Raw genomic sequence first — 24,622 nt, 5'->3', positions numbered from 1 at the left:
GCGGCGCGGCGGGAGTGCGCCCGCAGCCGTGCCGGCCGGCTCGCGTCCGCGCCAACTCCCGGACGGCATACGTAAACTGACGCTCATGGCATGCCGCATCAGTGAACTGGTCCTCGACGTCGCCGACCCCGAGCGGCTCGCCGCGTTCTGGAGCGAGGTCCTCGGTTACGTGGAAGTCGGCAGGGAGGACGACGGGAGCATCGAGATCGGCCCGCCCGACGTCGGCTTCGGCGGGCTGCAGCCCACCCTGGTCCTGAGCCCCAGCGCCGACCCCCGGCCCGGGAGGCTCCCCCTGCACATCGATGTCAGCGCCACCGACCGCGACCAGGACGCCGAGCTGGAGCGGCTGCTCGCGCTCGGCGCGAAGCCGGCCGACGTCGGCCAGACGGGTGACGAGAGCTGGCACGTCCTGAGCGATCCCGAGGGCAACGTCTTCTGCCTGCTGCGCGCCCGGCTCCGAACCCCCTGACCGGGTGACCGGGCGCCGGGGGCTGGGCCGAGAGGTTCGCCCGCGTTACGCGGTGGTGTGCGTCAGCTCCTGGCTCAGGTGGTGGGCCAGTTGGGCGGGTGTGGGGTTCTCGACGATGGCCACCATCGCGATCTCCATGCCGGTCAACGTCATCAGGGTCTTGGTGAGTTCGAGAGCGGTGAGCGAATTGAGCCCGTTCTCCAGGAAGTTGCTGTCGTCGGACAGCTCGGTGTTGAGGAGCTTCCCGGCCTGGGCGCGGATGGTGTCGGTGAGGAGCTGCTCGCGCTCCTCGGGGGTGGCCGCGGCGAGCTGCTTCTCCAGGTCGGTGGCGTCCTGGCCGGGGGTGTTGCCGTTGGTGGTCATGAAGGCTCCTGTGTGAGTGGGTGGTCGGCGTGTCACACCGCGGGGCGCGCGGTGTGGTCGTGCAGCCAGTAACGCGTGGCCTGGAAGGGGTAGGTCGGGAGGTCGACGGACCTCGGGGCGGGGGTGCTCCCGACGAGCGGGGTCCAGTCGACGGTGCCGCCGGTCGTGTGGATCTCCGCGAGCGCCGTCAACAGGGCTTGTGCGGCGGGCAGTTCGGGGGGTCCGGCGTGGGCGAGGCGGAGGGTTCGGGTGTCCGGGGCGGCGGCGGGATCGGCGGTCGGTGACGTCAGGTGGTGGTGCCAGTAGGCGGCGGAGGCCACAGGTGTGTCGGCCGGGGCCGTGCTCGTGAGGGTGAGCGTGGGGGACTGGAACGTCAGCTGCTTCAGCACGGGCTCGTACGTGTCGGGAGAAGTCGCCTGAGCGTCCGTGGCCGTGAGGTGCGCCGCGGCGAGGCGGCACGCGTCGCCGAGGTCCAGGATTCCCGCGGCGTACGCGGCCGCGATGTGGCCGACCCCGTCCCCGGTGAGGCCGTGCGGATGGACCCCGGCCTCCCGGAGCAGCCGCGCGAGCGCAGCCAGGACCGCGAAGTGCACGGACTCGGCCCGGTCCGGGTCCGGGGAGTCGAAGGGGGCGGCGGGCAACGGGACGGAGAGGTGCGCGCACAGCGAGCCGTATGCCTCGTCGAAGGCGGCGGCGAAGTACGGGAAGACCGCGTGCAGTTCGGCGGCGCGCGTCGCGTCCGCCGGGGGAGCGCCGTCGAAGTGCCAGAGGAGCTTCCCCGGGTGCGTGGAGCCGTCGTCCTCCGGTGCGCCGCGGACCACCGCGGGGTGGTCGTCTCCGGTGGCCAGCGCACGGGTGGCGGCGAGCAGCTCCGCCCGGTCCGCGCCGATGAGGACGGCGCGGTGCGCCAGCGGAGTGCGGGTGGTCGCGAGCGTGTACGCGACCTCGGCGGGGGACGGCTCGGGGTCGGCCGCCGTCAGGTGGGTGACCAGGGACTCGGCCAGGGTCCGGAGCGCCTCGGGGGTGCGTGCCGACAACGGCCAGGCCACCACGGGCGGTTCGGGGGCGGGGTCGGCCGCCGGTTCGGGGAGCGGCGGCTCCTCCAGGATCAGGTGGGCGTTCGTGCCGGAGGTGGCGAACGCCGAGACGCCGACCCGTCGGGGCTCCTCGCGGCGCGGCCACGCGACCGCCTCCGTGAGCAGGCGGACCCCGCCCTTCTTCCAGGCCGCGAGCGGGGTGGGGCGGTCCACGTGGAGCGTGGGCGGCAGGGTGTCGTGCCGCAGCGCCTGGACCATCTTGATGACGGCGGCGGTACCGGCGGCGCCCTGCGTGTGCCCCGTGTTCGACTTGATGGAGCCGAGCCACAGCGGCCGGTCCGCAGGCCGGCCGGCCCCGTACGTGGCGAGCAGCGCCTGCACCTCGATGGCGTCGCCGATGGGCGTGCCCGTGCCGTGCGCCTCGACGGCGTCGACCTGGTCCGGGGCGAGCCGGGCGTCGGCGAGGGCGGCGCGGATCACCTGCTGCTGGGAGGGGCCGTTGGGGGCGGCGAGACCGTATCCGGCGCCGTCCTGGTTCACCGCGGAGCCGCGGATGACGGCGAGCACGGGATGCCCCTCGCGCTGGGCGTCGCTGAGCCGTTCCAGCAGGACGAGCCCGACTCCCTCGCCCAGGCCCATGCCGTCCGCCGCGGCCGCGAACGGCTTGCAACGGCCGTCCGCGGACAGGGACTTCTGATGGGCGAAGGCGTGGAAGGTGTGCGGCGTCGACATCACGGTGCCGCCGCCGGCCAGCGCGAGACGACACTCCCCGCGCCGCAGCGCCTGACAGGCCAGATGGATCGCGACCAGCGACGACGAGCAGGCGGTGTCCACGCTGATGGCGGGGCCTTCGAGACCGAGGGCGTAGGCGATGCGCCCGGAGACGAGGCTGCCGGACGTGCCGCCGCCGAGGTAGGGCAGCAGCTCGTCGGGCGCGGTGTCCAGACGGGTCGCGTAATCGTGTCCGGTGGCGCCGACGTAGACGCCGGTGAGGGTGGAGCGCAGCGAGTGCGGGGCGATGCGGCCCCGCTCCACGGTCTCCCAGGCGAGGTGGAGCATGAGGCGCTGCAACGGCTCGGTGGCCACGGCCTCGTTCTCGCCGATGTCGAAGAAGCCCGCGTCGAAGCCCGCCGCGTCGTCCAGGAAGCCGCCGAGCGCGGTGTACGGGGGCTCGTCGGGGAGCTCCCAGGCGCGGTCGTCGGGGAAACCGGTGACGGCGTCGCGCCCCTCGGAGACCAGGTCCCACAGGTCGTCCGGGGTGCGGGTCTTGCCCGGCAGCCGGCAGGCCATGGAGACCACGGCGACGGGCTCGTGCCGTGCGGCCTCCGACTCGCGCAGCCGCTGCTGCGTCCGGTGCAGCTCGGCGGTCGTCCACTTGAGGTACTCGACGAGCTTCTCTTCGTTCGCCACGGGAATGGTCAGCCTTCCTGTTCTCGCGCGTGAAGCCTCAGGTGGGACCGAGTGGGACCGGGCGGGCAGGAGCGGACCGCACCCTGTCGCTGCCAGGGTTGCCGCGGCTGCTTAAGCGGGTCTAACCCCCGCCTTGCCGACCGGACGTGCGGCGCGCTCACGTCGCCGGCGGTGCCGCGTCGCGGGCCAGCGCCAGAAGGTCGGCGGCGATCCCGTCGGGTGCCCCGGCGTGCAGATCGTGGTCGGAGCCCGGGTACCAGCGCACGGTCACCCGCTCCAGGGACTCCTCGGCGGCGGCCACCCAGGCGCGCACCTGATCGGACAGCCGGGGAATGGCCGGGATGATGGGCAGCAGCCGGACCGGCACGCCGATCTTCGGGTACCAGTCCGCGGGCGCCTCCCGCTGCAGGCTCGCCACGATCGACATGACCTGCTCCGAGGTGAGGCGCGGGACGAGCAGCCCGTCCGGCCCGACGCGGTAGTCGGCGAGGCGCGCCTCGATGGAGGTGTCCGACCACTCGGGGTGGGTGGCCCTGAGGTAGGCGCGCATGTCGGCCGCGCTGGTCGTGCCCTGCTGTGCGCCCCGTACGACATCGGCGGTGCGCTCCCAGAAGGCGCGCATCACCGGCCCGTCGAACTCGTACCAGCCGCCGTCGATCAGCACCAGGCCCGCGACCAGATCGGGTCGCTCGGCCGTCAGGCGCAGCGCGAGGTGCGCGCCCCAGGAGTGGCCGGCGACCAGCGCGCCGGCCAGGTCCAGGGCGGTGACCGCCTCGACCAGGTCCCCGACGACGGCCGCGTTCTCGTAGCCGTCCGGCGGCGCGTCCGACTCGCCGTGACCGCGGTGGTCGACGGCGTAGACCGGATGTCCGGCGGCGGCGACGCGCTCGGCGACCTCGTCCCACATCCGGGCGTTCGAAAGCATGCCGTGCAGCAGCAGGTACGGGCGGCCCGTGGGCCCGGAGCCGCCCGCGGGCCGGTGCCGGACGTTCAGGGAGACGGTGTTCGACACGGGGATGCGGAGGTTCTTCACGGGCGGACCCTCGGGGTGGGGAGCGGGCGCGGGGTCAGGGGCGCTGTGCGGTGGCGAAGATGTACCCGAGCTCGGGCATCTTGCCGAGGGCCGCCTGGTTGTGCAGGAAGAGTTCGTAGCCCTCGACGCCGATGATGTCGACGTACTCGTCCCGGTGGGCGCGGATCCACTCGACGTAACCGTCGTACGTCTTGGCCGTCTCGGCGGTGATGTCGGTCAGTTCGAGGACCGTCCAGCCGGCCGCGCGGAAGATGTCGGGGTAGTCCCCGATGTCGGTGAGCGCGGCGTAGATGGTGGTGTCGCTGACGGTGGCGGTCCGTGCCTTCGCGGGGTCGGGGTTGAGATAGACCATGTCGGCGATCGGCATCCGCGCGCCGGGCTTCACCACGCGCAGGGCCTCCCTGAGGACGCGCTGCTTGTCGGGCATGTGGAGCATCGACTCCAGGGCCCAGCAGTGGTCGAAGGACCGGTCGTCGAACGGCAGGTTCATGGCGTCCACCTGCTCGAAGCGGACGCGGTCGGCGAGGCCGGCCTCGCGGGCCCGGCGGTTGCCGCGCTCGACCTGGCGGGCGCTGACGGAGATGCCGACCACCTCGACGTCACGGGCGCGGGCCAGCTGCATGGCCGGGGTGCCGTTGCCGCAGCCGATGTCGAGGATCCGGTCGCCGGGGGCGGGGTCGAGGCGCCGGATCATCTCGTCCGTCATCTGGACCATGGCCTCGTCGAACGTGGCGTCCTGGGCGCCGCCGTCGAACCAGTAGCCGTAGTGCAGATTGCCGTCCCCGAGCTGAGTCATCAGATCGAAGACCTTGTGGTCGTAGTAGTGGCCGATGTCGCTGGGCTCGGGGGCGACGGTCTTGTTCACCGTCGGGGGCTTCTTGGTCGTCGCGTTCTTCGTCACGACCTCAGCGTCACGGCGCGCCACGCGGCGTCACAACCCCACCCCGGCCCCAGAAGAGCCCCTAAGGCGGCCGGCCGCCCACCCCTAGTCCCACCCCTATTTCCGCCCCTGGTTCCACCCCGGGTGGTACCCAGACGAAAAAAATGAGAGTACGCTCCGACTAGATATTGAGCTCTCTTTAGGAGGTCGACTCTCGTGTCAGATGTGGGTGCGCGGCGGTGGTGGGCCGTCGGAGCTCTCGTCCTCGCGTCGATGGTCGTGGGCTTCGACGTGACGATCCTGAGCCTGGCGCTGCCGGCCATGGCCGACGATCTGGGTGCGAACAACGTCGAGCTGCAGTGGTTCGTGACGTCGTACACGCTGGTCTTCGCGGCCGGCATGATCCCGGCGGGCATGCTCGGCGACCGGTTCGGCCGCAAGAAGGTGCTGCTCGCCGCCCTGGTGATCTTCGGCATCAGCTCGCTGGCCTGTGCCTACGCCACGGCGTCCGGCACGTTCATCGGCGCGCGTGCGGTGCTCGGCCTCGGTGCCGCGCTGATCATGCCGACCACGCTGTCGCTGCTGCCGGTCATGTTCTCCGACGAGGAGCGGCCGAAGGCCATCGGCGCGGTGGCCGGTGCGGCGATGCTGGCCTATCCGCTCGGCCCGATCCTGGGCGGCTACCTGCTCAACCACTTCTGGTGGGGCTCGGTCTTCCTGATCAACGTGCCGGTCGTGATCCTCGCCTTCCTCGCGGTCTCGGCGTGGCTGCCGGAGTCCAAGGCCAAGGAGGCCAAGCCCTTCGACGTGGGCGGCCTGGTCTTCTCCAGCGTGGGTCTGGCCGCGCTGACGTACGGCGTGATCCAGGGCGGCGAGAAGGGCTGGACGGACGTCACCACCCTGGCGCCCGTCGTCGGCGGTCTGCTCGCCCTCGTGCTCTTCGTGTGGTGGGAGAAGCGGGTGGCCGACCCGCTGGTCGACCTCTCGCTGTTCCGCTCCGCACGCTTCACCTCGGGCACCATGCTCGGCACGGTCATCAACTTCACGATGTTCGGCGTGCTGTTCACGATGCCGCAGTACTACCAGGCGGTCCTCGGCACCGACGCGATGGGCAGCGGCTTCCGGCTCCTGCCGATGGTCGGCGGCCTGCTCGTGGGCGTGACGGTCGCCAACAAGATCGCCAAGGGGCTCGGCCCGAAGACGGCGGTCGGCCTCGGCTTCGCGCTGCTGGCCGCCGGGCTCTTCTACGGCGCGACCACCGCCACCGACAGCGGCACCGGTCTGGCCGCCGCGTGGACGGCGGCGTACGGACTCGGCCTCGGCATCGCCCTGCCGACCGCCATGGACGCGGCCCTCGGCGCACTGTCGGAGGACTCCGCGGGCGTCGGATCCGGCGTCAACCAGTCGATCCGTACCCTCGGCGGCAGCTTCGGCGCGGCCATCCTCGGCTCCGTCCTCAACTCCGGCTACCGCGGCAAGCTCGACCTCGACGGGGTGCCCGAGCAGGCGCACGGCGCGGTCAAGGACTCCGTCTTCGGAGGCCTCGCGGTCGCCAAGGCGATCAAGTCCTCCGCCCTCGGCGACTCGGTGCGCGCGGCGTACGTCCACGCCCTGGACGTGGTCCTCGTCGTCTCCGGAGGCCTGGGGCTGCTCGGGGTGCTGCTGGCCGTGGTGTGGCTGCCACGCCATGTTGGTCAGAGCACCACCAAGACAGCAGAATCTGAGCATGAAGCCGCAGACGCAGTCTGACCAGGGCAAAGCCGTGCCTGGACTGAGAGAACGCAAGAAGGCCCGCACGAAGGCCGCGATCCAGCGGGAGGCGGTGCGCCTGTTCAGGGAACAGGGGTACTCCGCCACGACCATCGAGCAGATCGCCGAAGCCGCCGAGGTCGCCCCCAGCACCGTCTTCCGCTACTTCGCGACCAAGCAGGACCTGGTCTTCTCGCACGACTACGATCTGCCCTTCGCGATGATGTTCCAGGCCCAGTCGCCCGACCTGACGCCGATCCAGGCCGAACGACAGGCCATCCGGTCGATGCTGAAGGACATCCCGGAACAGGAACTGGCCCTGCAGCGCGAGCGGTTCGTGCTCATCCTCAACGAACCGGAGCTCTGGGGGGCCAGCCTGGGCAACATCGGCCAGACCATGCAGCTGATGAGCGAACAGGTGGCCAAGCGGGCCGGCCGCGACCCGCGGGACCCCGCGGTGCGGGCCTACACCGGGGCCGTGTTCGGAGTGATGCTGCAGATCTCCATGGACTGGGCGAACGATCCGGAGATGGACTTCGCGGCCACGTTGGACGAGGCGCTGTACTGCCTCGAGGATCTGCGGCCCTGATCCGGCCGCACCCCCAGGGGGCGGGGCACCTCCCGCCCCCTGGACCAGACGTCGTACGCGGCGGCCACCGGCTGCCGGGTGCGACCCCCGCGCCCCTCATTCCCCCGCAGGGGCGCGGGGCCCCAAGGGGGCGAGAACGACCGCGCGTGGCTACGGTCCCCCCGGCTGCCGCGTACGGTCCAACCTGGCGTGCTCCGAATTCCCTCGGCGGAGCACGCCAGGGGTTTGTCCGCCGCGTTGCCCGCCGTCCGTGGGTCGAGGCGCCCGCGTGGTGCGGCGTCAGGTCCCGGTGACCGTCGCCAGCGCCGTCGTGACGATCGCGGCCACCTCCTGCTGGCAGTCGTTCAGATAGAAGTGCCCGCCGGGCAGCACCCGGAGGGCGAAGTCCGCGGTGGTCCGCTCCTGCCAGGTGGCGGCCTCCTCCGGCGTGGTCCGCTCGTCGGCGTCACCGATCAGCGCCGTGATCGGGCAGTCGAGACGCTCGGGGCCGGGTGCTTCGTACGAGCCCACGGCGCGGTAGTCGGCGCGCAGCGCGGGCAGGATCAGCTCCTGCAGCTCGGGGCTGCCGAAGAACCGCTCGTCGGTCCCGCCCATCGCGCGCAGGTGCGCCAGGAGGTCCGCGTCACCGAACACCGCCGACCCGTCGTCCGGCCGGTAGGGGCGCGCGAGTCCGCCGGAGACGAACAGGTGCGTGGGCAGGCCCGGCAGGCCGGGGCCCGGCCTGCGCTGGAGGCGCCGCGTCACCTCGAACGCCACGATGGCGCCCAGGCTGTGTCCGAACAGGGCGAACGGCTTCCCGTCGCGCGGCAGTTGGTCCGTCACGCCGTCGGCGAGGGCGGCCACCGAGTCCAGGCACGGCTCCCTGTGCCGGTCCTGCCGCCCCGGATACTGCACGGACAGGACCTCGATGCCGGGCGAGAGCAGGGCGGACAGCCCGAAGTAGTAGCTCGCCGAGCCGCCCGCGAACGGCAGACAGACCAGCCTCACCGGTGCCGCCGCCGAGCCGTGGTACCGCCGCAGCCACACCCCGGCCCCGGTCTTCCGCGCCGCCTGCGCCGTGCCCCTGTCCATCGCACTCCCTCTCGTCCCGCTCCGCCGCCGGCGCGCTGCCGGGCCCGGCCGGACGGCACACCGCCGGGGCCCGCGGCGCCCGGCCGTCGGCCCGCGCGGCCCCGGGCGAACGCGCGCCGCCCGCCCCCGATGCTGGCCGCGGCGCATAGCGCCGGTCTAAAGCGGCAGGCGGCTAGCCGCGGTTTGGTTCGCCTTTAGAGAGCCCGCCCACGATGAGCCCGGTACTCGTAGCGATCTCCGATTTCGGACCGGGAGCGCCGTTGATGTCTTGTGGCAGCCAGTTGTTCCGACGTCGACCGCGGCTGACGTGATGGCGTCGGGGCCTGGGTCCGGAACCAGGTCCGGGTCCGGAGCCGGGACCGGCGGGAGTGGCGGGCCTGAGCCGGTCGCGGTGGTCGGAATGGCCTGCCGGCTGCCCGGCGCGGCCGATCCGGCGGCGTTCTGGCGGCTGTTGAGCGAGGGGCGCGACGCCGTGCGCGACGCGCCGCCCGAGCGGCGGCGGGCCGACTCCGGACTGCGGGGGCCCGGCGGCTACCTGGACCGGATCGACGGTTTCGACGCGGCGTTCTTCCGCGTCAGCCCGCGCGAGGCCGTGGCGATGGACCCCCAGCAGCGGCTGCTCCTCGAACTGAGCTGGGAGGCCCTGGAAGACGCGGGGATCCGGCCGGCCCACCTGGCGCGCAGCCGCACCGGAGTCTTCGTCGGCGCCTTCTGGGACGACTACACGCACGTCCTGGGCCGCGGGACCGAAGTCGCCGTCACCCGGCACACCATGACCGGCGTGCACCGCAGCATTCTGGCCAACCGCATCTCGTACACGTACGGCTTGGCGGGGCCGAGTCTGACCGTCGACACCGCGCAGTCCTCCTCGCTCGTGGCCGTGCACCTGGCCTGCGAGAGCATCCGCGGCGGCGAGAGCGAGACGGCGTTCGCCGGCGGCGTCAGCCTCATCTGCTCGCCGCACTCCACCGAGCTGGCCGAGGCCCGCTTCGGCGGGCTCTCCGCCACGGGGCGCTGCCACACGTTCGACGCCCGCGCCGACGGCTTCGTGCGGGGCGAGGGCGGTGGGCTCGTGGTGCTCAAGTCGCTGGCTGCGGCGCGCCGCGACGGCGACACCGTGTACTGCGTGATCCGGGGGAGCGCCGTCAACAGCGACGGCGCGACCGACGGACTCACCCGGCCCAGCGGGCAGGCACAGCGCGACGTGGTGCGGCTGGCCTGCCGCCGGGCCGGGGTGACACCGGACCGGATCCAGTACGTCGAACTGCACGGCACCGGCACGCCCGTCGGGGACCCCGTCGAGGCCGCCGCGCTCGGCGCCGCGCTCGGACAGGACGGGGCGCGCACGGCGCCGCTCGCGGTCGGCTCCGCGAAGACGAACGTCGGCCACCTCGAAGCCGCCGCCGGCGTCGTCGGGCTGCTCAAGACCGCGCTGAGCATCCACCACCGGCGGCTCGCGCCGAGCCTGAACTTCACCGAACCGCAGCCGGCCATCCCGCTGACCGACCTCGGCCTGCGGGTCCAGCGGGAACCGTCACCCTGGCCGCACCCCGAAGAGCCCCTGACGGCAGGGGTGTCCTCGTTCGGCATGGGCGGCACGAACTGCCATGCGGTGCTGGCGGAGGCGCCGGGGGTGGGGGAGGGTGGCACCCCGACGTCGGAAGCCCCCTGCGTCGCCGCAACGACCTCGCCCACCCCCTGGCCCGTGAGCGCCCACAGTGGTGTCGCGCTGCGGGCGCAGGCCGGGCGGTTGCGCGATCACCTGCGCGGCCTCCCCGACGTCCCCGATCCGTGGCGGGTCGGGCACGCGCTGGCCCGCACCCGTACGCCCCTCGCCCACCGCGCCGTCCTGCTCGGCGGTGACACCGACGGACTGCTCGGCTCCCTCGACGCGCTCGCCGAGGGGGCGGACACCCCGTCCGTGGTCCGCGGCGAGGCGTACGGGGACGCGGGCGGGGGAGGAAAGGTCGCCTTCCTGTTCAGTGGGCAGGGTGCCCAACGCGCCGGAATGGGCCGCGACTTGTACGCCGCCTTCTCCGTCTTCGCCGACGCCCTCGACGAGGCCTTCGCCGCGCTCGACGGCCATCTGGACCACCCCCTGCGCGAGATCGTCCTCGGCGAGGACCCCGCACAGCTCTCCCTCCTCGACCGGACCGCGTACACCCAGCCCGCGCTCTTCGCGATCGAGACGAGCCTGTACCGCCTGGCGGAGTCCTTCGGGCTGCGGCCCGACTACCTCCTCGGCCACTCCGTCGGCGAGATCACCGCCGCCCATGTCGCCGGCGCCCTCTCCCTGTCCGACGCGAGCGCCCTGGTCGCCGCCCGCGGCCGGCTGATGCAGGCGGTACGGGCGCCCGGTGCGATGGCCGCCTGGCAGGGGAGCCCGGACGAGGTGGCCGAACTGCTCGCCGGGCAGGAGGAGCGCGTCACCCTCGCCGCCGTCAACGGCCCCGACTCCGTCGTGATCTCCGGGGACCGCGACACCGTCGACGAACTGACCGCCACTTGGCGGGCGCGCGGCCGCAAGGCCCATCGCCTGAAGGTCAGCCACGCCTTCCACTCGCCGCACATGGACCCGGTCCTCGACGAACTGCGTGCCGTCGCCGCCCGCCTCACCTTCCGCGCCCCCACCCTCCCCGTGATCTCCAACATTACGGGGCGGCCCGTCTCCGGAGCCGAGTACGCCGACCCCGAGTACTGGGCGCGGCATGCGCGCGAGCCCGTGCAATTCCTGTCTGGCGTACGGGAGTTGTGCGCGCGCGACGTGACCACCTTCGTCGAGCTCGGTCCGGACGCGCCGCTCTCCGCGATGGCCCGCGCGTGCTTCCCCGCGCCGTCCAAGGACCCGAGCCGACCCCGCCCCACGGCGGTCGCCGTGTGCCGCCGCGGGCGCGACGAGGCGGCCACGTTCATGACGGCCCTGGCGCAGGCGTACGTGCGCGGCGCCGACGTCGACTTCACTCCCGCGTACGTCGACCGCACTTCCGCGTACGGGATCCTCGACCCCGCGCACGGGGACCACGCCGAGGCAGGCGGTCGCCTGAGCCTTCCCCCGTACGCCTTCCAGCGCGAGCGGTACTGGCCGGACGGGGCCTCGGAGGGCAGGGAGACACCGGAGGCATCGCAGGCGCCGGAGGTCATGGATGAGGCGGAGTCCGGGGGCACGGCGCCGGCGACGGGCGGGGCGCGGGCCGAGCTCGCCGGGAGGCTCGCCACGCTCACGGTCGCCGACCAGGAACGCTCCCTGCTCGGACTGGTCGCCCACCACGTGGCCGCCGTGCTCGGCTCCGCCTCGGGCACGGTCGAAACCGCCCGTACCTTCAAGCAGTTGGGCTTCGACTCGATGGCCGCCGCCGAGCTGAGCGAGCGGCTCGGCTCGGCGACCGGCCTGCCCCTGCCCGCCACCCTGACCTTCGACCACCCGACCCCCTTGGCCGTGGCCGCGCACCTGCGCGCCGAGGTCACCGGCACACCCGCCCCCGCCGCCGCGACCACCACCCCGCCGGCCCCCACCGGCGACGCCGCCGTCGACGAGGACCCCGTCGTCATCGTCGCCATGAGCTGCCGCTACCCCGGCGACGCCAGGTCGCCGGAGGACCTGTGGCGGCTGGTCGCCGAAGGCACCGACGCGGTCGGGGAGTTCCCCACCGACCGCGGCTGGGACCTGGAGCGCCTGTTCCACCCCGACGCCGACCGGTCGGGCACGAGCAGTACGCGGCAGGGCGGATTCCTCTACGACGCCGCCGACTTCGACGCCGAGTTCTTCGACATCAGCCCGCGCGAGGCGCTGGCCGTCGACCCGCAGCAGCGGCTGCTCCTCGAATGCGCCTGGGAGGCCTTCGAGCGGGCGGGCCTGGACCCGCGGACGCTCAAGGGCAGCCCCACCGGCGTCTTCGTCGGCATGACCGGACAGGACTACGGGCCCCGGCTCCACGAACCGTCCCAGTCCACCGACGGCTATCTGCTGACCGGCAGCACCCCGAGCGTCGCATCCGGCCGCCTCTCGTTCAGCTTCGGCCTGGAGGGGCCCGCCCTGACGGTGGATACCGCCTGCTCGTCGTCGCTGGTCACGCTGCATCTGGCGGCGCAGGCGCTGCGCAACGGCGAGTGCGAGTTGGCCCTGGCCGGCGGCGCCACCGTATTGGCCACGCCCGGTATGTTCACCGAGTTCTCGCGGCAGCGCGGTCTGGCGCCCGACGGCCGCTGCAAGCCGTTCGCCGAGGGCGCCGACGGCACGGGATGGGCCGAGGGCGTGGGGCTCGTGCTCCTCGAACGGCTCTCGGCCGCGCGGCGCAACGGCCATCGTGTGCTGGCGGCGGTGCGGGGTTCCGCGATCAACCAGGACGGCGCGAGCAACGGCCTGACCGCCCCCAACGGCCCCTCCCAGCAACGCGTCATCCGCGCCGCCCTCGCGGACGCCCGCCTCGCGACGGACGAGGTCGACGTGGTGGAGGCGCACGGCACGGGGACGACGCTGGGCGATCCGATCGAGGCGCAGGCGCTGCTGGCGACCTACGGGCAGGGCAGGGCCGAGGACCGTCCGTTGTGGCTGGGTTCGGTGAAGTCGAACATCGGTCACACCCAGGCGGCCGCGGGTGTGGCGGGCGTCATCAAGATGGTGATGGCCCTGCGCCACGGGGAGTTGCCCGCCACGCTGCACGTGGACGAGCCGAGCGGACACGTCGACTGGTCGTCGGGCGCGGTCCGGCTGCTGACCGAGCCGGTGGCGTGGCCGCGCGGCGAACGACCCCGCCGGGCGGCGGTGTCCTCCTTCGGCATCTCGGGCACGAACGCACACCTGGTCCTTGAGGAGGCCCCCGAGGGAGTGCCGGGGAAGGCACACGCCCACCGGACGCAGGAGTCGGGCCGGGGCGCGGCGGAGTGTGCCGTGCTGCCATGGGTGGTCTCCGGACGCTCCGCGACGGCGCTGCGCGAACAGGCCGCCCGGCTGGGCGAGTTCGTGGCCGCGCACCCGGACGCGACGGCGACACAGGTAGGACGGGCGCTCGTCACCACGCGGGCGGTCTTCGAGCACCGGGCCGTGGTGGTGGGGCGCGACCGCGAGGCGTTGACGGCGGGCTTGGGCGCACTCGCTTCGGGTGAGGCGTCGCCGGACGTGGTGTCCGGGGTGGCCGGGGATGTGGGCCCTGGGCCGGTGTTGGTGTTCCCGGGGCAGGGGTCGCAGTGGGTGGGCATGGGCGCCCAACTCCTCGATGCGTCACCGGTGTTCGCGGCGCGGATCGCGGAATGCGAGCAGGCGCTGTCGACCTACGTGGACTGGACCCTGACGGACGTGCTGCGTGGGGACGGGAGTGAGCTGTCCCGCGTCGAGGTCGTGCAGCCGGTGCTGTGGGCCGTCATGGTGTCGCTCGCCGCCGTGTGGGCCGATCACGGCGTCACGCCCGCCGCGGTCGTCGGACACTCCCAGGGTGAGATCGCGGCGGCCGTCGTCGCCGGGGCGCTCACCCTGGAGGACGGGGCCAAGATCGTGGCCCTGCGCAGCCAGGCGCTGCGGCAGCTCTCGGGTGGGGGCGCCATGGCCTCGCTCGGAGTGGGGCAGGAGCAAGCCGCCGAGCTCATCGCGGGCCAGGACGGTGTGGGCGTCGCCGCCGTCAACGGGCCTTCCTCCACGGTCATTTCGGGTCCCCCGGACCAGGTCGCCGCCGTCGTCGCCGACGCGGAGGCGCGCGGTCTGCGGGGCCGTGTCATCGACGTCGACTACGCCTCGCACAGCCCGCAGGTCGACGCCATCGCCGACGAACTGACCCGCACCCTGGCGGGCGTCCGCCCCGTCGCCGCACCCGTGGCGTTCTACTCGGCCGTGACCGGCACCCGTGTCGACACCACGGGTCTCGACACCGCCTACTGGATCACCAATCTACGGCAGCCGGTCCGGTTCGCCGACGCCGTCGGCGCGCTCCTCGCGGACGGACACCGGGTCTTCGTCGAGTCGAGCAGCCACCCGGTCCTCACCCTGGGACTGCAGGAGACCTTCGAGGAGGCCGGGGTCGCCGCGGTCACCGTGCCGACGCTGCGACGCGACGACGGCGGCCTGGACCGCCTGACCCTCTCGCTGGCACAGGCCTTCGGCGCCGGATGCGCGGTCAGGTGGGAGGACTGGTTCCCGGCCGCCGGGGCGTCCGGCCTGGAGCTCCCCACGTACGCCTTCCAGCGGCGCCGCTACTGGTTGGAGGCGCCCGCGGGCGCTCAGGATGTCGCCGGGCTCGGTCTCGCCCCGGCCGGGCATCCGCTGCTCGGCGCGGCCGCTGAACTCGCCGACGGCGACGTACGGTTGCTCACCGGACGTATCGGCCGGCACAGCCACCCCTGGCTCGCCCAGCACACCCTTTTCGGCACGCCCGTCGTGCCCGCGTCGGTGCTCGCGGAGTGGGCGCTGCGCGCCGCCGACGAAGCCGGGTGCGCGGGCGTCGAGGACCTCACGCTCCGGGCTCCGCTGACGTTGCCGGAGGGCGCGGGCGTACAGGTGCAGATCGTGGTGGGGTCGGCGGACGCCCGGGACGGCCACCGTGACCTGCACGTCTACGCCCGCCCCGAGGACGGGACCGGCCCCGACGGGGGCGGTGCGCCCTGGACCTGCCACGCGGACGGTCAGCTGGTGGTGGAGCCCGTGCGGGCGGCCATGGGAGGCCCTACGGGTCCGGCTGGTGAGGGCTCCGCGGATGAGGCGTGGCCGCCGGCCGGTGCCGAGCCCGTCGACCTGACCGGCTTCTACGAGCGGGCAGCGGATGCCGGCGTCGGGTACGGGCCCGCCTATACGGGGGTACGTGCGGTGTGGCGACGCGGCGCCGAACTGTTCGCGGAGGCGGTGCTGCCCCAAGAGGCCTCGGACGCGGCCGGGTTCGGGATCCATCCGGCACTGCTCGACGCGGCGCTGCAACCGGCGCTGCTCGGGGACCGCCCGGTCGGGCGCGAGGGCGGGGACACCGGTCAGGTGTGGATGCCGTTCGCCCTGACGGGGGTCTCCCTGTGGGCCACGGGCGCCACGTCCGTACGGGTCCGTCTCACGCCGCTGGACGACGAGTCGGCCGGGACGCCGGGCGAGGGCGGTAGGGCCTGGCGTGTCGGAGTGAGCGACCCGGCCGGTGCGGAGGTGCTGACGTGCGAGGGCTTGGTCCTCGTGGCGGCGGGCGCCCGGGACGTACGGGCCGCGGGCGGACGCGTGTCCGACCTGTACGAGCTTCAGTGGGTACCGGGGGCGACGGCGTCGGCGGACGCGGCCGGGGCGGAGGGTGCGAGGGCGGGTGGCGCGTCCGGCTGGGCGGGCTTGGGGGAGGGCGGGTACGAGTCTCTGGCGGCGCTGGTCGCGGTGGTCGAGGGTGGGGGGTCTGTGCCCTCTGCGGTTCTGGTTGATGTTCCCGTGGCTGAGGCGGGCTTCGAGGCTGGTGCGGTCGGTACGGCCGATGGTGCCGACGCGGCTGGTGCGGCTGATGCGGCTGACGTGGTCGAGGAGGTCCGGGCCGGGCTGGCTGCGGCGCGGTGGGCCGAGGATCTCGTCGAGCGCTGGGCCGGCGACGCACGGTTCGCCGACGTCCCGCTGGTGTTCGTGACGCGTGGCGCGGTCGCGGTGGGCGACGGTCGGCTGCCCGCTCCGGCGGTCGCCGCCGTACGAGGGGTCGTCGAGGCCGCTCGATCGACGTACCCGGGACGCTTCCTCCTCGTCGACACGGGCGTCGACGGGGCGAGGGCGGGGGAGGGCGGCCCGGACTCCGACCTGGAGCGCGCCGTGGGCGTGGCTCTCGCCGCCGACGAGCCGCAACTCGCCCTGCGCGCGGGGGAGATCCTCGTACCGCGGCTTACGGCAACGGGCGTCGCGGACGGTGAAGGGCGGGCCCTCGACCCGGACGGCACCTTGCTGATCGCCGGGTCGGCGGGGTCGGCCGGGGCGCCGATCGCGGCCGTCGCGGAACACGTCGTACGGGCCGGGGAATGCAGGCATCTGTTGCTGCTCGCCGACTCCCACGCGGAGACACCGGCGAAAACCGAACTGCAGTCGCTGGCAGCGGAGTTGCGCTCCGCTGGCGCCACCGTGCGCCTCATCGAAGCCGACCCGTCCGACCCCGCCGCCCTCACCGAGGCCCTCGCCGCGGTGCACCCCGACCACCCCCTCACCGGCGTCATCCACGTCACCGCCGCCCCCACCGCGGGCACCCCGGCCCCCACCTTCGCCGAGGCCTGGGCCGCGAGCGCCGGCGTCACGGCCGCCCTGCACCGTGCGGCATCGCAGGCCACCACCGCAGATCGGCCCCTGGCCCTCTTCGCCGTGCTCTCCCCGGCCGGCGCCTCCGTGGGAGCCCACCGGTCCCCGGCGGACGCCGCCGCCGACGCGTTCCGCGAGGCCCTCGCCCTGCGACGGCACTCCGTCGACACGACAGGTGTGGCCTTGGCGTACGGGCCCCCGAGCGCTCCCGCCCCTGCTTCCGCCCCCGAAACCGGCCGAGATTCCAGCCCCCACATCAAGGGCACATCCCCCGACCGCATCCCCACCCTCCTCGACGCCGCACGCGCGCACGGCGGCCGCCCCCTCTTCGGCGTCCGCCCGGCATTCAACGCCCTGGCCGGTGAGGACGCCGCCGCGCTGCCCGCCCCGCTGCGCACCCTGGCGGCGGCGCGGCCCCCGGCCCGCCGCACCGCCGCCGACCGCAGGCCCCCCACGGACTGGTCCACCCGTCTGGCCGGGCTCTCCGCGGCCGAGCAGCTCCGCCTGCTCGTCGACGCCGTACGCGGCCACGCCGCCGCGGTCCTCGGCCGCACCGACCCGGCGGCGCTGCGGGGCGACGCCACCTTCAAGCAACTCGGTCTGGACTCGCTGACCTCCGTCGAACTGCGCAACCGGCTCGTGGAGGACACCGGGCTCCGCCTGCCCACCGCGCTCGTCTTCCGGCACCCGACCCCGGCGGCCCTCGCCGGGCACCTGCGCGAGCGGCTGACCGGACCGGGCGAGGAGCGCGCGGCCGGCGCGCCCGCGCGGGTGACGGTCGACGCGCCGCCCGGCGCCCGATCGGTGCTGAGCGACCTGACCCGCATGGAGAACGCCCTGGCCGCGCTCACCGGCGAGTCGTCCCCCTTGTCCCACGGCGAGACGGACGAGATCACGAAGCGGCTCGAGGCGCTGCTCACCCGGTGGCGGACGACGAACACCGCCGCGGACGAGGACGACGCCGCCGCCGACCGCCTCAAGGGCGCGTCCGCCGACCAGATCTTCGACTTCATCGACAACGAGCTGGGTGTCGGGCACGACACCTCGCGCGCGACCCCCACTCCGAAGGCCGGGTGACCTGACATGGCGAGTGAAGAGCAACTGGTCGAGTATCTGCGCAGGGTGACCACCGAGCTCCACGACACGCGTCGTCGCCTCGTGCAGGAGGAGGACCGCAGGCAGGAGCCGGTGGCCCTGGTCGGCATGGCCTGCCGGTTCCCCGGCGGCGTGGCGTCCCCGGAGGACCTGTGGGACCTGGTGGCCGCAGGCAAGGACGCCATCGAGGACTTTCCCACCGACCGCGGCTGGGACCTGGACGCGCTGTACCACCCGGACCCGGCCCACTACGGCACCAGCTATGTGCGGCACGGCGGGTTCGTGGACGACGCGGCCTCCTTCGACGCCGACTTCTTCGGCATCAGCCCGCGCGAGGCGCTGGCGATGGACCCGCAGCAGAGGCTGATGCTGGAGACGTCCTGGGAGCTGTTCGAGCGTGCCGGTATCGACCCGGTCTCACTCAAGGGCAGTCGGACCGGCGTCTACGCCGGGGTGTCCAGCGAGGACTACATGTCCCAACTCCCCCGTATCCCCGAAGGGTTCGAGGGGCACGCCACCACCGGCAGCCTCACCAGCGTCATCTCGGGGCGCGTCGCCTACACCTACGGTCTGGAAGGCCCGGCCGTCACCGTCGACACGGCCTGCTCGGCCTCCCTCGTCGCCATCCACCTGGCGGCGCAGGCGCTGCGCCAGCGCGAGTGCGACCTGGCCCTCGCGGGCGGCGTGCTCGTCCTGTCGAGCCCGCTGATGTTCACCGAGTTCTGCCGTCAGCGGGGCCTGGCGCCCGACGGCCGTTGCAAGCCGTTCGCGGCGGCGGCCGACGGCACCGGCTTCTCCGAAGGCATCGGCCTGATCCTCCTGGAACGGCTCTCCGACGCCCGCCGCAACGGACACGACGTCCTGGCCGTCATCCGCGGTTCGGCCGTCAACCAGGACGGCGCGAGCAACGGCCTGACCGCCCCCAACGACGCCGCGCAGGAACAGGTGATCCGCGCCGCCCTCGACAGCGCCCGGCTCACCCCCGCCGAGGTCGACGCCGTCGAGGCGCACGGCACCGGCACCAAACTGGGCGACCCCATCGAGGCCGGGGCGCTCCTCGCCACCTACGGGCAGCACCGCGCACGCCCCCTGCTGCTCGGCTCCCTCAAGTCCAACATCGGCCACACCCACGCCACCGCCGGCGTCGCGGGCGTCATCAAGACGGTGATGGCCCTCCGCAACGGCCTGGTGCCCGCCACGCTCCACGTCGAGGAACTCAGCCCGCACGTCGACTGGGACGCGGGAGCGGTCGAGGTCGTCACCGAGCCCACCCCGTGGCCGGAGACGGGCCGCCCCCGGCGCGCCGGAGTCTCCGCGTTCGGCATCTCCGGCACGAACGCGCACCTCATCCTGGAGCAGGCGCCCGAGCAGGCGCCGGCCGAGCCGGAGGGTGGGGGTGTCCCCGAAAGGCGGCTGCCCGAGCACGCTCCGGTGGGCGGGGTGGTGCCGTGGGTGGTCTCCGGGCGGACTGAGGACGCTCTGCGCGCACAGGCCCGGAGGCTCGGCGATTTCGTCGCGGGCGATCCGGCCGCGCTGCCGGTGGAGGTCGGCTGGTCGCTGGCCACGACGAGGTCGGTGCTGGAGCACCGGGCTGTGGTGGTGGGGCGTGACCGGGAGGCTTTGACGGCAGGGCTGGGTGCGTTGGCGTCGGGCGAGGCGTCGGCGGATGTGGTGTCCGGGGTGGCCGGGGATGTGGGTCCCGGTCCGGTGCTGGTGTTCCCGGGGCAGGGATCGCAGTGGGTGGGCATGGGTGCCCAACTGCTCGATGAATCGCCGGTGTTCGCGGAGCGGATCGGTGAGTGTGAGCGGGCGCTTTCGGCTTACGTGGACTGGTCGTTGACGGATGTGCTTCGCGGGGACGGGAGTGAACTGTCCCGGGTTGAGGTCGTGCAGCCGGTGCTGTGGGCGGTGATGGTGTCGCTCGCTGCCGTGTGGGCGGACTGTGGGGTCGTCCCGGCCGCGGTCGTCGGACACTCGCAGGGTGAGATGGCTGCCGCGTGTGTGGCGGGTGCGTTGTCGTTGGAGGATGCGGCGCGGATCGTTGCCGTACGCAGTGACGCGTTGCGGCAGTTGCAGGGGCGCGGGGACATGGCATCCCTCGGTACGGGTCCGGAGCAGGCTGCCGAGCTGATCGGCGACCGGCCCGACGTGTGTGTTGCCGCCGTCAACGGGCCTTCCTCTACGGTGATTTCGGGGCCGCCGGAGCATGTGGCCGCCGTAGTCGCCGAGGCGGAATCCCAAGGGCTACGAGCCCGTGTCATTGACGTGGGTTACGCCTCCCATGGCCCGCAGATCGACGAGCTCCACGACCTGCTCACCGAGCGCTTGGCCGACATCCAGCCGACCCGCACCGACGTGGCGTTCTACTCCACGGTGACGGCCGAGCGGCTGGCCGACACCACGGCCCTGGACACCGAGTACTGGGTCACCAATCTCCGCCAACCCGTCCGTTTCGCCGACACGATCGAAGCCCTCCTCGCCGACGGTTACCGCCTCTTCATCGAGGCCAGTGCCCACCCGGTGCTGGGCCTCGGCATGGAGGAGACCATCGAGCGGGCGGACGTGCCCGCCACCGTCGTTCCCACCCTCCGCCGTCACCACGGCGACTCCACCCAGCTGGCTCGTGCCGCCGCGCTCGCCTTCACCGCCGGCGCGGAGGTCGACTGGCGGCGCTGGTTCTCGGCCGACCCCACCCCCCGTACCGTCGACCTCCCCACCTACGCCTTCCAGCGTCGGCGCTACTGGCTGGCCGACTCCGTGACACGCGCGGCAGGGGCGAGCCAAGTCGGCTCCGGGCACCCGCAGTTGACCGGCGTGGTGGCGCTCGCCGACGGGGGAGTGGTGCTCGACGGCCGCGTCTCCGTCGGGCGTGGTGGGTGGCTCGGTGGGCACGTGGTGGCCGGGGCGGCGCTCGTGCCGGGTGCCGCGCTGGTCGAGTGGGTGCTGCGGGCCGCCGACGAGGCGGGCTGCGCCACGCTGGAGGAGCTGACGCTGCAGGCGCCGCTGGTGCTGCCGGAGTCCGGGGGTGTCCAGGTCCAGGTGGCCGTGGGCGCGGCGGACGAGCAGGGGCGACGTGACGTACGCGTGTACTCGCGCCCCGAACGGGACGCGTCCGGGGCGGACGCCGGTGGCGCGTGGGTGTGTCACGCCGTCGGTGAGCTCGGGCGCGACGCGGTGTCCCGGCCGGCCCGGAAGGTCGGTCAGTGGCCGCCCGCGGGTGCCGAGCCGATGGACGTGAGCGACTTCTACGAGGGCGTCGCCGCCGCCGGATACGCGTACGGGCCCGCCTTCCGCGGGCTGCGGGCGCTCTGGCGGCACGGCCAAGAGCTCCTCGCCGAGGTGGAGTTGCCGGAGGCGGCATGCTCGGCCGCCGGGTTCGGGGTGCACCCGGCGCTGCTGGACGCGGCCCTGCACCCCTTGCTCGCGCAGCGGAGCGCTGACGCGGACACGGACGGTGCCCCAGACGCAGAGGCGGGAGCGGCTTCGGCGGGCAACGACGTACTCCTGCCCTTCACGTGGAGCGGCGTCTCCCTGTGGGCCACGGAGGCCACCACCGTCCGGGTCCGGCTGACGGGACTCGGCGGTGGTGACGAGGAGACGGTGTCCCTGACGGTGACCGACCCCGCCGGCGGCCCCGTGGTGGACGTCGCGGAGCTGCGGCTCCGGTCGACCGGAGCCGAGGCCGTGCGGGCCGCCGTGACACCGGGCACGGACGGGCTCTACGAACTGCGGTGGTCGCCGCTGCCCGTACCGGCCGACGGCAGCGGCAGCACACCCGGCGCCTCCGACCACGTCGTGCTCGGGGCGCTCGACCGGCCCCTCGGGGAGGACGACTCGGACCCGGCCCAGCGTCGCCCGGACCGGTTCCGGGACGTGGCCGCGCTCGTCGACGCCGCCGACCCCACACCCTCCCTGGTGCTCGCCCCCATCAACACCACCGACGCCGAATCCGGTGAACTCGCCCTCACAGAACGCGTGTTGTCCGTCATCCAGGCCTTCCTCGACGCGCCGAGCCTGGACCAGGCCCAGCTGGTGTTCGTGACCCGGGGAGCGGTGGACGCGAGCGGCTCCGCCGAGGACTCCGGGGTCGTGCGGGCGCCGGACCCGGCCGGCGCCGCCGTCTGGGGCCTGGTGCGCAGCGCGCAATCGGAGCACCCCGACCGTTTCGTGCTTGTCGACCTCGATGGGCCGCTCGGTGAGGCGTCGTCCCGTATCGACGTGGTGGACGCCGTGCGGGCCGCCGTGGACGCTCAGGAGTCCCAAATTGCTGTGCGGGAAAGGCAGGTGCTCATCCCCCGGTGGGCGCGCGCCGAGGCGCCCGTCGAGCTGGCCGCGCCGTCCGGGGCTCGGGCCTGGCGGCTGGTCGGCGGGGAGTCCGGGACGCTGGACGCGGTCACCGCGCAGCCGTGCGACGAGGTGTTGCGCCCGCTGGAGCAGGGGCAGGTCCGCGTCGCCGTCCACGCCGCCGGAGTCAACTTCCGTGACGTGCTGATCGCGTTGGGCATGTATCCGGAGCCCGACGCGGTGCCGGGCACCGAGGCCGCCGGTGTGGTGACCGCGGTCGGGCCGGGCGTCACCCGGTTGTCCGTGGGCGACCGCGTTATGGGCATGCTCGACGGTGCCTTCGGACCCTGGGCCGTCGCCGACGCACGGATGCTGGCTCCCGTCCCGGCGGCCTGGGACATGCGTCAGGCCGCCGCCGCGCCCGCCGCATACCTCACGGCTTGGTACGGGTTGGTGGAGCTGGCCGGCCTGAGGGCGGGGGAGCGGGTGCTGATCCATGCCGGTACCGGCGGTGTCGGGATGGCGGCCGTGCGGATCGCCCGGCACCTGGGCGCGGAGGTCTTCACGACCGCGAGTCCCGCCAAGCACGCCGTGCTCGACGCCATGGGTGTCGATGCCGCCCACCGTGCTTCGTCCCGTGACCTCGACTTCGAGGAGGCCATCCGCCGGGCCACAGGTGGGCGCGGCGTGGACGTCGTACTCAACAGCCTCGCGGGTGAGTTCAGCGACGCCTCGCTGCGGCTGCTCGGCGACGGTGGGCGGTTCGTGGAGATGGGCAAGAGCGATCTCCGCGCGCCCGAGGCCGTCGTACAGGCGCACCCCGGAGTGTCGTACCAGGCCTTCGACCTCGTCGCCGACGCCGGGCCCGAACGGCTCGGGCAGCTGCTCGACCGGCTCGGCGGGCTCTTCGCGGACGGGGCGCTGGCCCCGCTGCCCGTCACCGCACGGCCGCTGGGGCGGGCCCGCGAGGCGTTCCGGTACATGAGCCAGGCGAAGCACACCGGCAAGCTGGTGCTCGACGTGCCCGCGCCGCTCGACCCGGAGGGCACCGTCCTCGTCACCGGCGGCACCGGCACCATCGGCGCCGCCGTGGCCGAGCATCTGGCCCGCACCGGCGCATGCTCGCACCTGCTTCTCGTCAGCCGTCGCGGAAGCGCCGCCGAGGGGGCGGACGAACTCGCCGCGCGGCTGGCCGAGTTGGGTGCGCAGGTCACCTTCGCGGCGGCCGACGTCAGCGAACCCGGTGCGGTCGCCGAGCTGATCGCGGGGATCGACCCGGCGCATCCGCTGACCGGCGTCGTGCACGCGGCCGGCGTCCTGGACAACGCCCTGATCGGCGCGCAGAGCCCGGAGAGTCTCGCCCGGGTGTGGGCGGCCAAGGCCGCCGCCGCGCGCCACCTGGACGAGGCGACACGGGAGACGCGGCTCGGCCTGTTCGTGATGTTCTCGTCCTTCGCCTCCACCCTCGGCACCCCGGGCCAGGCCAACTACGCGGCAGCCAACGCCTATTGCGACGCACTCGCCGCCCGGCGCCGGGCGCGCGGCCACGCCGGTCTGTCCGTGGCATGGGGGCTGTGGGAGGCCACCAGCGGCCTGACCGGGACGCTGTCGGCCGCCGACCGGGCGCGCATCGACCGGTACGGCATCAAGCCGACCAGCGCCGCCCGCGGCTGCGCCCTGCTGACCGCGGCCCGCACCCACGGCCGCCCCGACCTCCTCGCCCTGGACCTGGACGCCCGTATCCCGGCCGCCTCCGACACCGCGGCCCCCGCCGTACTCCGCGCCCTGGCGGCCGAGGGCGCGCCCACCGCCGCCCGGCCGACCGCGGCGGCGGCCGACGGGGCGCACGACTGGCCGGCCAGGCTCGCCGCCCTCACCGCGGACGAACGCGTCGAACTCCTCACCGGGGTGGTGCGGACCCACGCGGCCGGGGTGCTCGGGCACGCCGACCCGGACGCGGTGCAGGTGGACACGCCGTTCAAGGAGCTCGGCCTCGACTCGCTGACCGCCGTCGAACTGCGCAACCGGCTCGCCGCCGCGACCGGCCTGAAGCTGCCCGCGGCCCTGGTCTTCGACTACCCGCAGGCCCGTGCGCTCGCCGCCCACCTGGCCGAACGGCTCGCTCCCGACGGGGCACCGGCCCCGGCCGGCGACGCGACGGCCGAGGCCCTGCGGGAGGTCGCGAGGGTCGAGCACACGCTGTCCGCCGCCCTCGCACAGGGGCTGGACCAGGCGGCCGTCGCGGCCCGCCTGGAGGCGCTGCTCGCCCGCTTCACCACGGCCGGCGACGCCACCGCCCCGGACGGCGACGACGCGGCGGACCAGCTGGAGACGGCCACCGCCGAACAGGTACTGGACTTCATCGACAACGAACTCGGGGTGTGAGCCGCGTGCCGGCCGGACACCCACGACCACGGGCGGGGA

At 73.8% G+C, this 24,622-nt stretch carries 8 protein-coding genes and 2 pseudogenes; 5 read left to right on the top strand and 5 right to left on the bottom strand.

Annotation, left to right across the window (positions count from 1 at the left end):
- Positions 1 to 85: 85 nt before the first annotated feature.
- Positions 86 to 469, top strand: a complete 384-nt coding sequence (locus ACZ6CV_RS14800; RefSeq protein ID WP_469251170.1) for a VOC family protein — start codon at positions 86 to 88, stop codon at positions 467 to 469.
- 45 nt (positions 470 to 514) lie between these two features.
- On the opposite strand, the gene ACZ6CV_RS14795 is transcribed toward ACZ6CV_RS14800, so the two are convergent.
- The 4 genes and pseudogenes from ACZ6CV_RS14795 to ACZ6CV_RS14780 all read right to left on the bottom strand — a co-directional run bounded on the left by ACZ6CV_RS14795 (position 515) and on the right by ACZ6CV_RS14780 (position 5,213).
- A complete protein-coding gene (locus ACZ6CV_RS14795) occupies positions 515 to 832 on the bottom strand; it encodes an acyl carrier protein (RefSeq protein ID WP_362361199.1) in 318 nt (105 codons plus the stop codon).
- 32 nt (positions 833 to 864) lie between these two features.
- Positions 865 to 3,273: pseudogene (locus ACZ6CV_RS14790) on the bottom strand (type I polyketide synthase); the annotation flags it as partial.
- Positions 3,274 to 3,436: 163 nt separating this feature from the next.
- Positions 3,437 to 4,312: an alpha/beta fold hydrolase gene (locus ACZ6CV_RS14785; RefSeq protein WP_469251169.1), complete on the bottom strand. Its 876-nt coding sequence runs from the start codon at positions 4,310 to 4,312 to the stop codon at positions 3,437 to 3,439.
- Between the two features lie 34 nt (positions 4,313 to 4,346).
- Positions 4,347 to 5,213, bottom strand: a complete 867-nt coding sequence (locus tag ACZ6CV_RS14780; protein ID WP_469251168.1) for an SAM-dependent methyltransferase — start codon at positions 5,211 to 5,213, stop codon at positions 4,347 to 4,349.
- Between the two features lie 195 nt (positions 5,214 to 5,408).
- On the opposite strand from ACZ6CV_RS14780, the gene ACZ6CV_RS14775 reads away from it, so the two are divergent.
- Positions 5,409 to 6,941 carry a DHA2 family efflux MFS transporter permease subunit gene (locus tag ACZ6CV_RS14775; RefSeq protein WP_469251167.1) on the top strand — a complete coding sequence of 511 codons (1,533 nt, stop codon included), beginning with the start codon at positions 5,409 to 5,411 and terminating at the stop codon, positions 6,939 to 6,941.
- A 13-nt stretch (positions 6,942 to 6,954) separates the two neighbouring features.
- A complete protein-coding gene (locus ACZ6CV_RS14770) occupies positions 6,955 to 7,530 on the top strand; it encodes a TetR/AcrR family transcriptional regulator (protein ID WP_358707263.1) in 576 nt (191 codons plus the stop codon).
- A 279-nt stretch (positions 7,531 to 7,809) separates the two neighbouring features.
- On the opposite strand, the gene ACZ6CV_RS14765 is transcribed toward ACZ6CV_RS14770, so the two are convergent.
- Positions 7,810 to 8,601 carry a thioesterase II family protein gene (locus ACZ6CV_RS14765; protein WP_469251166.1) on the bottom strand — a complete coding sequence of 264 codons (792 nt, stop codon included), beginning with the start codon at positions 8,599 to 8,601 and terminating at the stop codon, positions 7,810 to 7,812.
- Between the two features lie 400 nt (positions 8,602 to 9,001).
- Here ACZ6CV_RS14765 and ACZ6CV_RS14760 point away from each other — a divergent pair, with 400 nt between their 5' ends.
- Entirely contained in the window at positions 9,002 to 17,896 is an 8,895-nt protein-coding gene (locus ACZ6CV_RS14760; protein ID WP_469251165.1) for a type I polyketide synthase, read from the top strand.
- A gap of 42 nt (positions 17,897 to 17,938) precedes the next feature.
- A pseudogene (locus ACZ6CV_RS14755) lies at positions 17,939 to 24,583 on the top strand (type I polyketide synthase); the annotation flags it as partial.
- Positions 24,584 to 24,622: the final 39 nt, after the last annotated feature.

The organism is Streptomyces sp. NPDC041713, assembly GCF_055591085.1.
The sequence above is the reverse complement of the archived record's forward strand: the minus strand, read 5'-3'. Positions and strand labels throughout refer to the sequence as shown.

Bases quoted from the DNA above. Each gene is read 5' to 3' on its own strand.
- ACZ6CV_RS14765 (WP_469251166.1), bottom strand. From the start codon at position 8,601: ATGGACAGGGGCACGGCGCAGGCGGCGCGGAAGACCGGGGCCGGGGTG.
- ACZ6CV_RS14760 (WP_469251165.1), top strand. From the start codon at position 9,002: ATGGCCTGCCGGCTGCCCGGCGCGGCCGATCCGGCGGCGTTCTGGCGG.
- ACZ6CV_RS14795 (WP_362361199.1), bottom strand. From the start codon at position 832: ATGACCACCAACGGCAACACCCCCGGCCAGGACGCCACCGACCTGGAG.
- ACZ6CV_RS14800 (WP_469251170.1), top strand. From the start codon at position 86: ATGGCATGCCGCATCAGTGAACTGGTCCTCGACGTCGCCGACCCCGAG.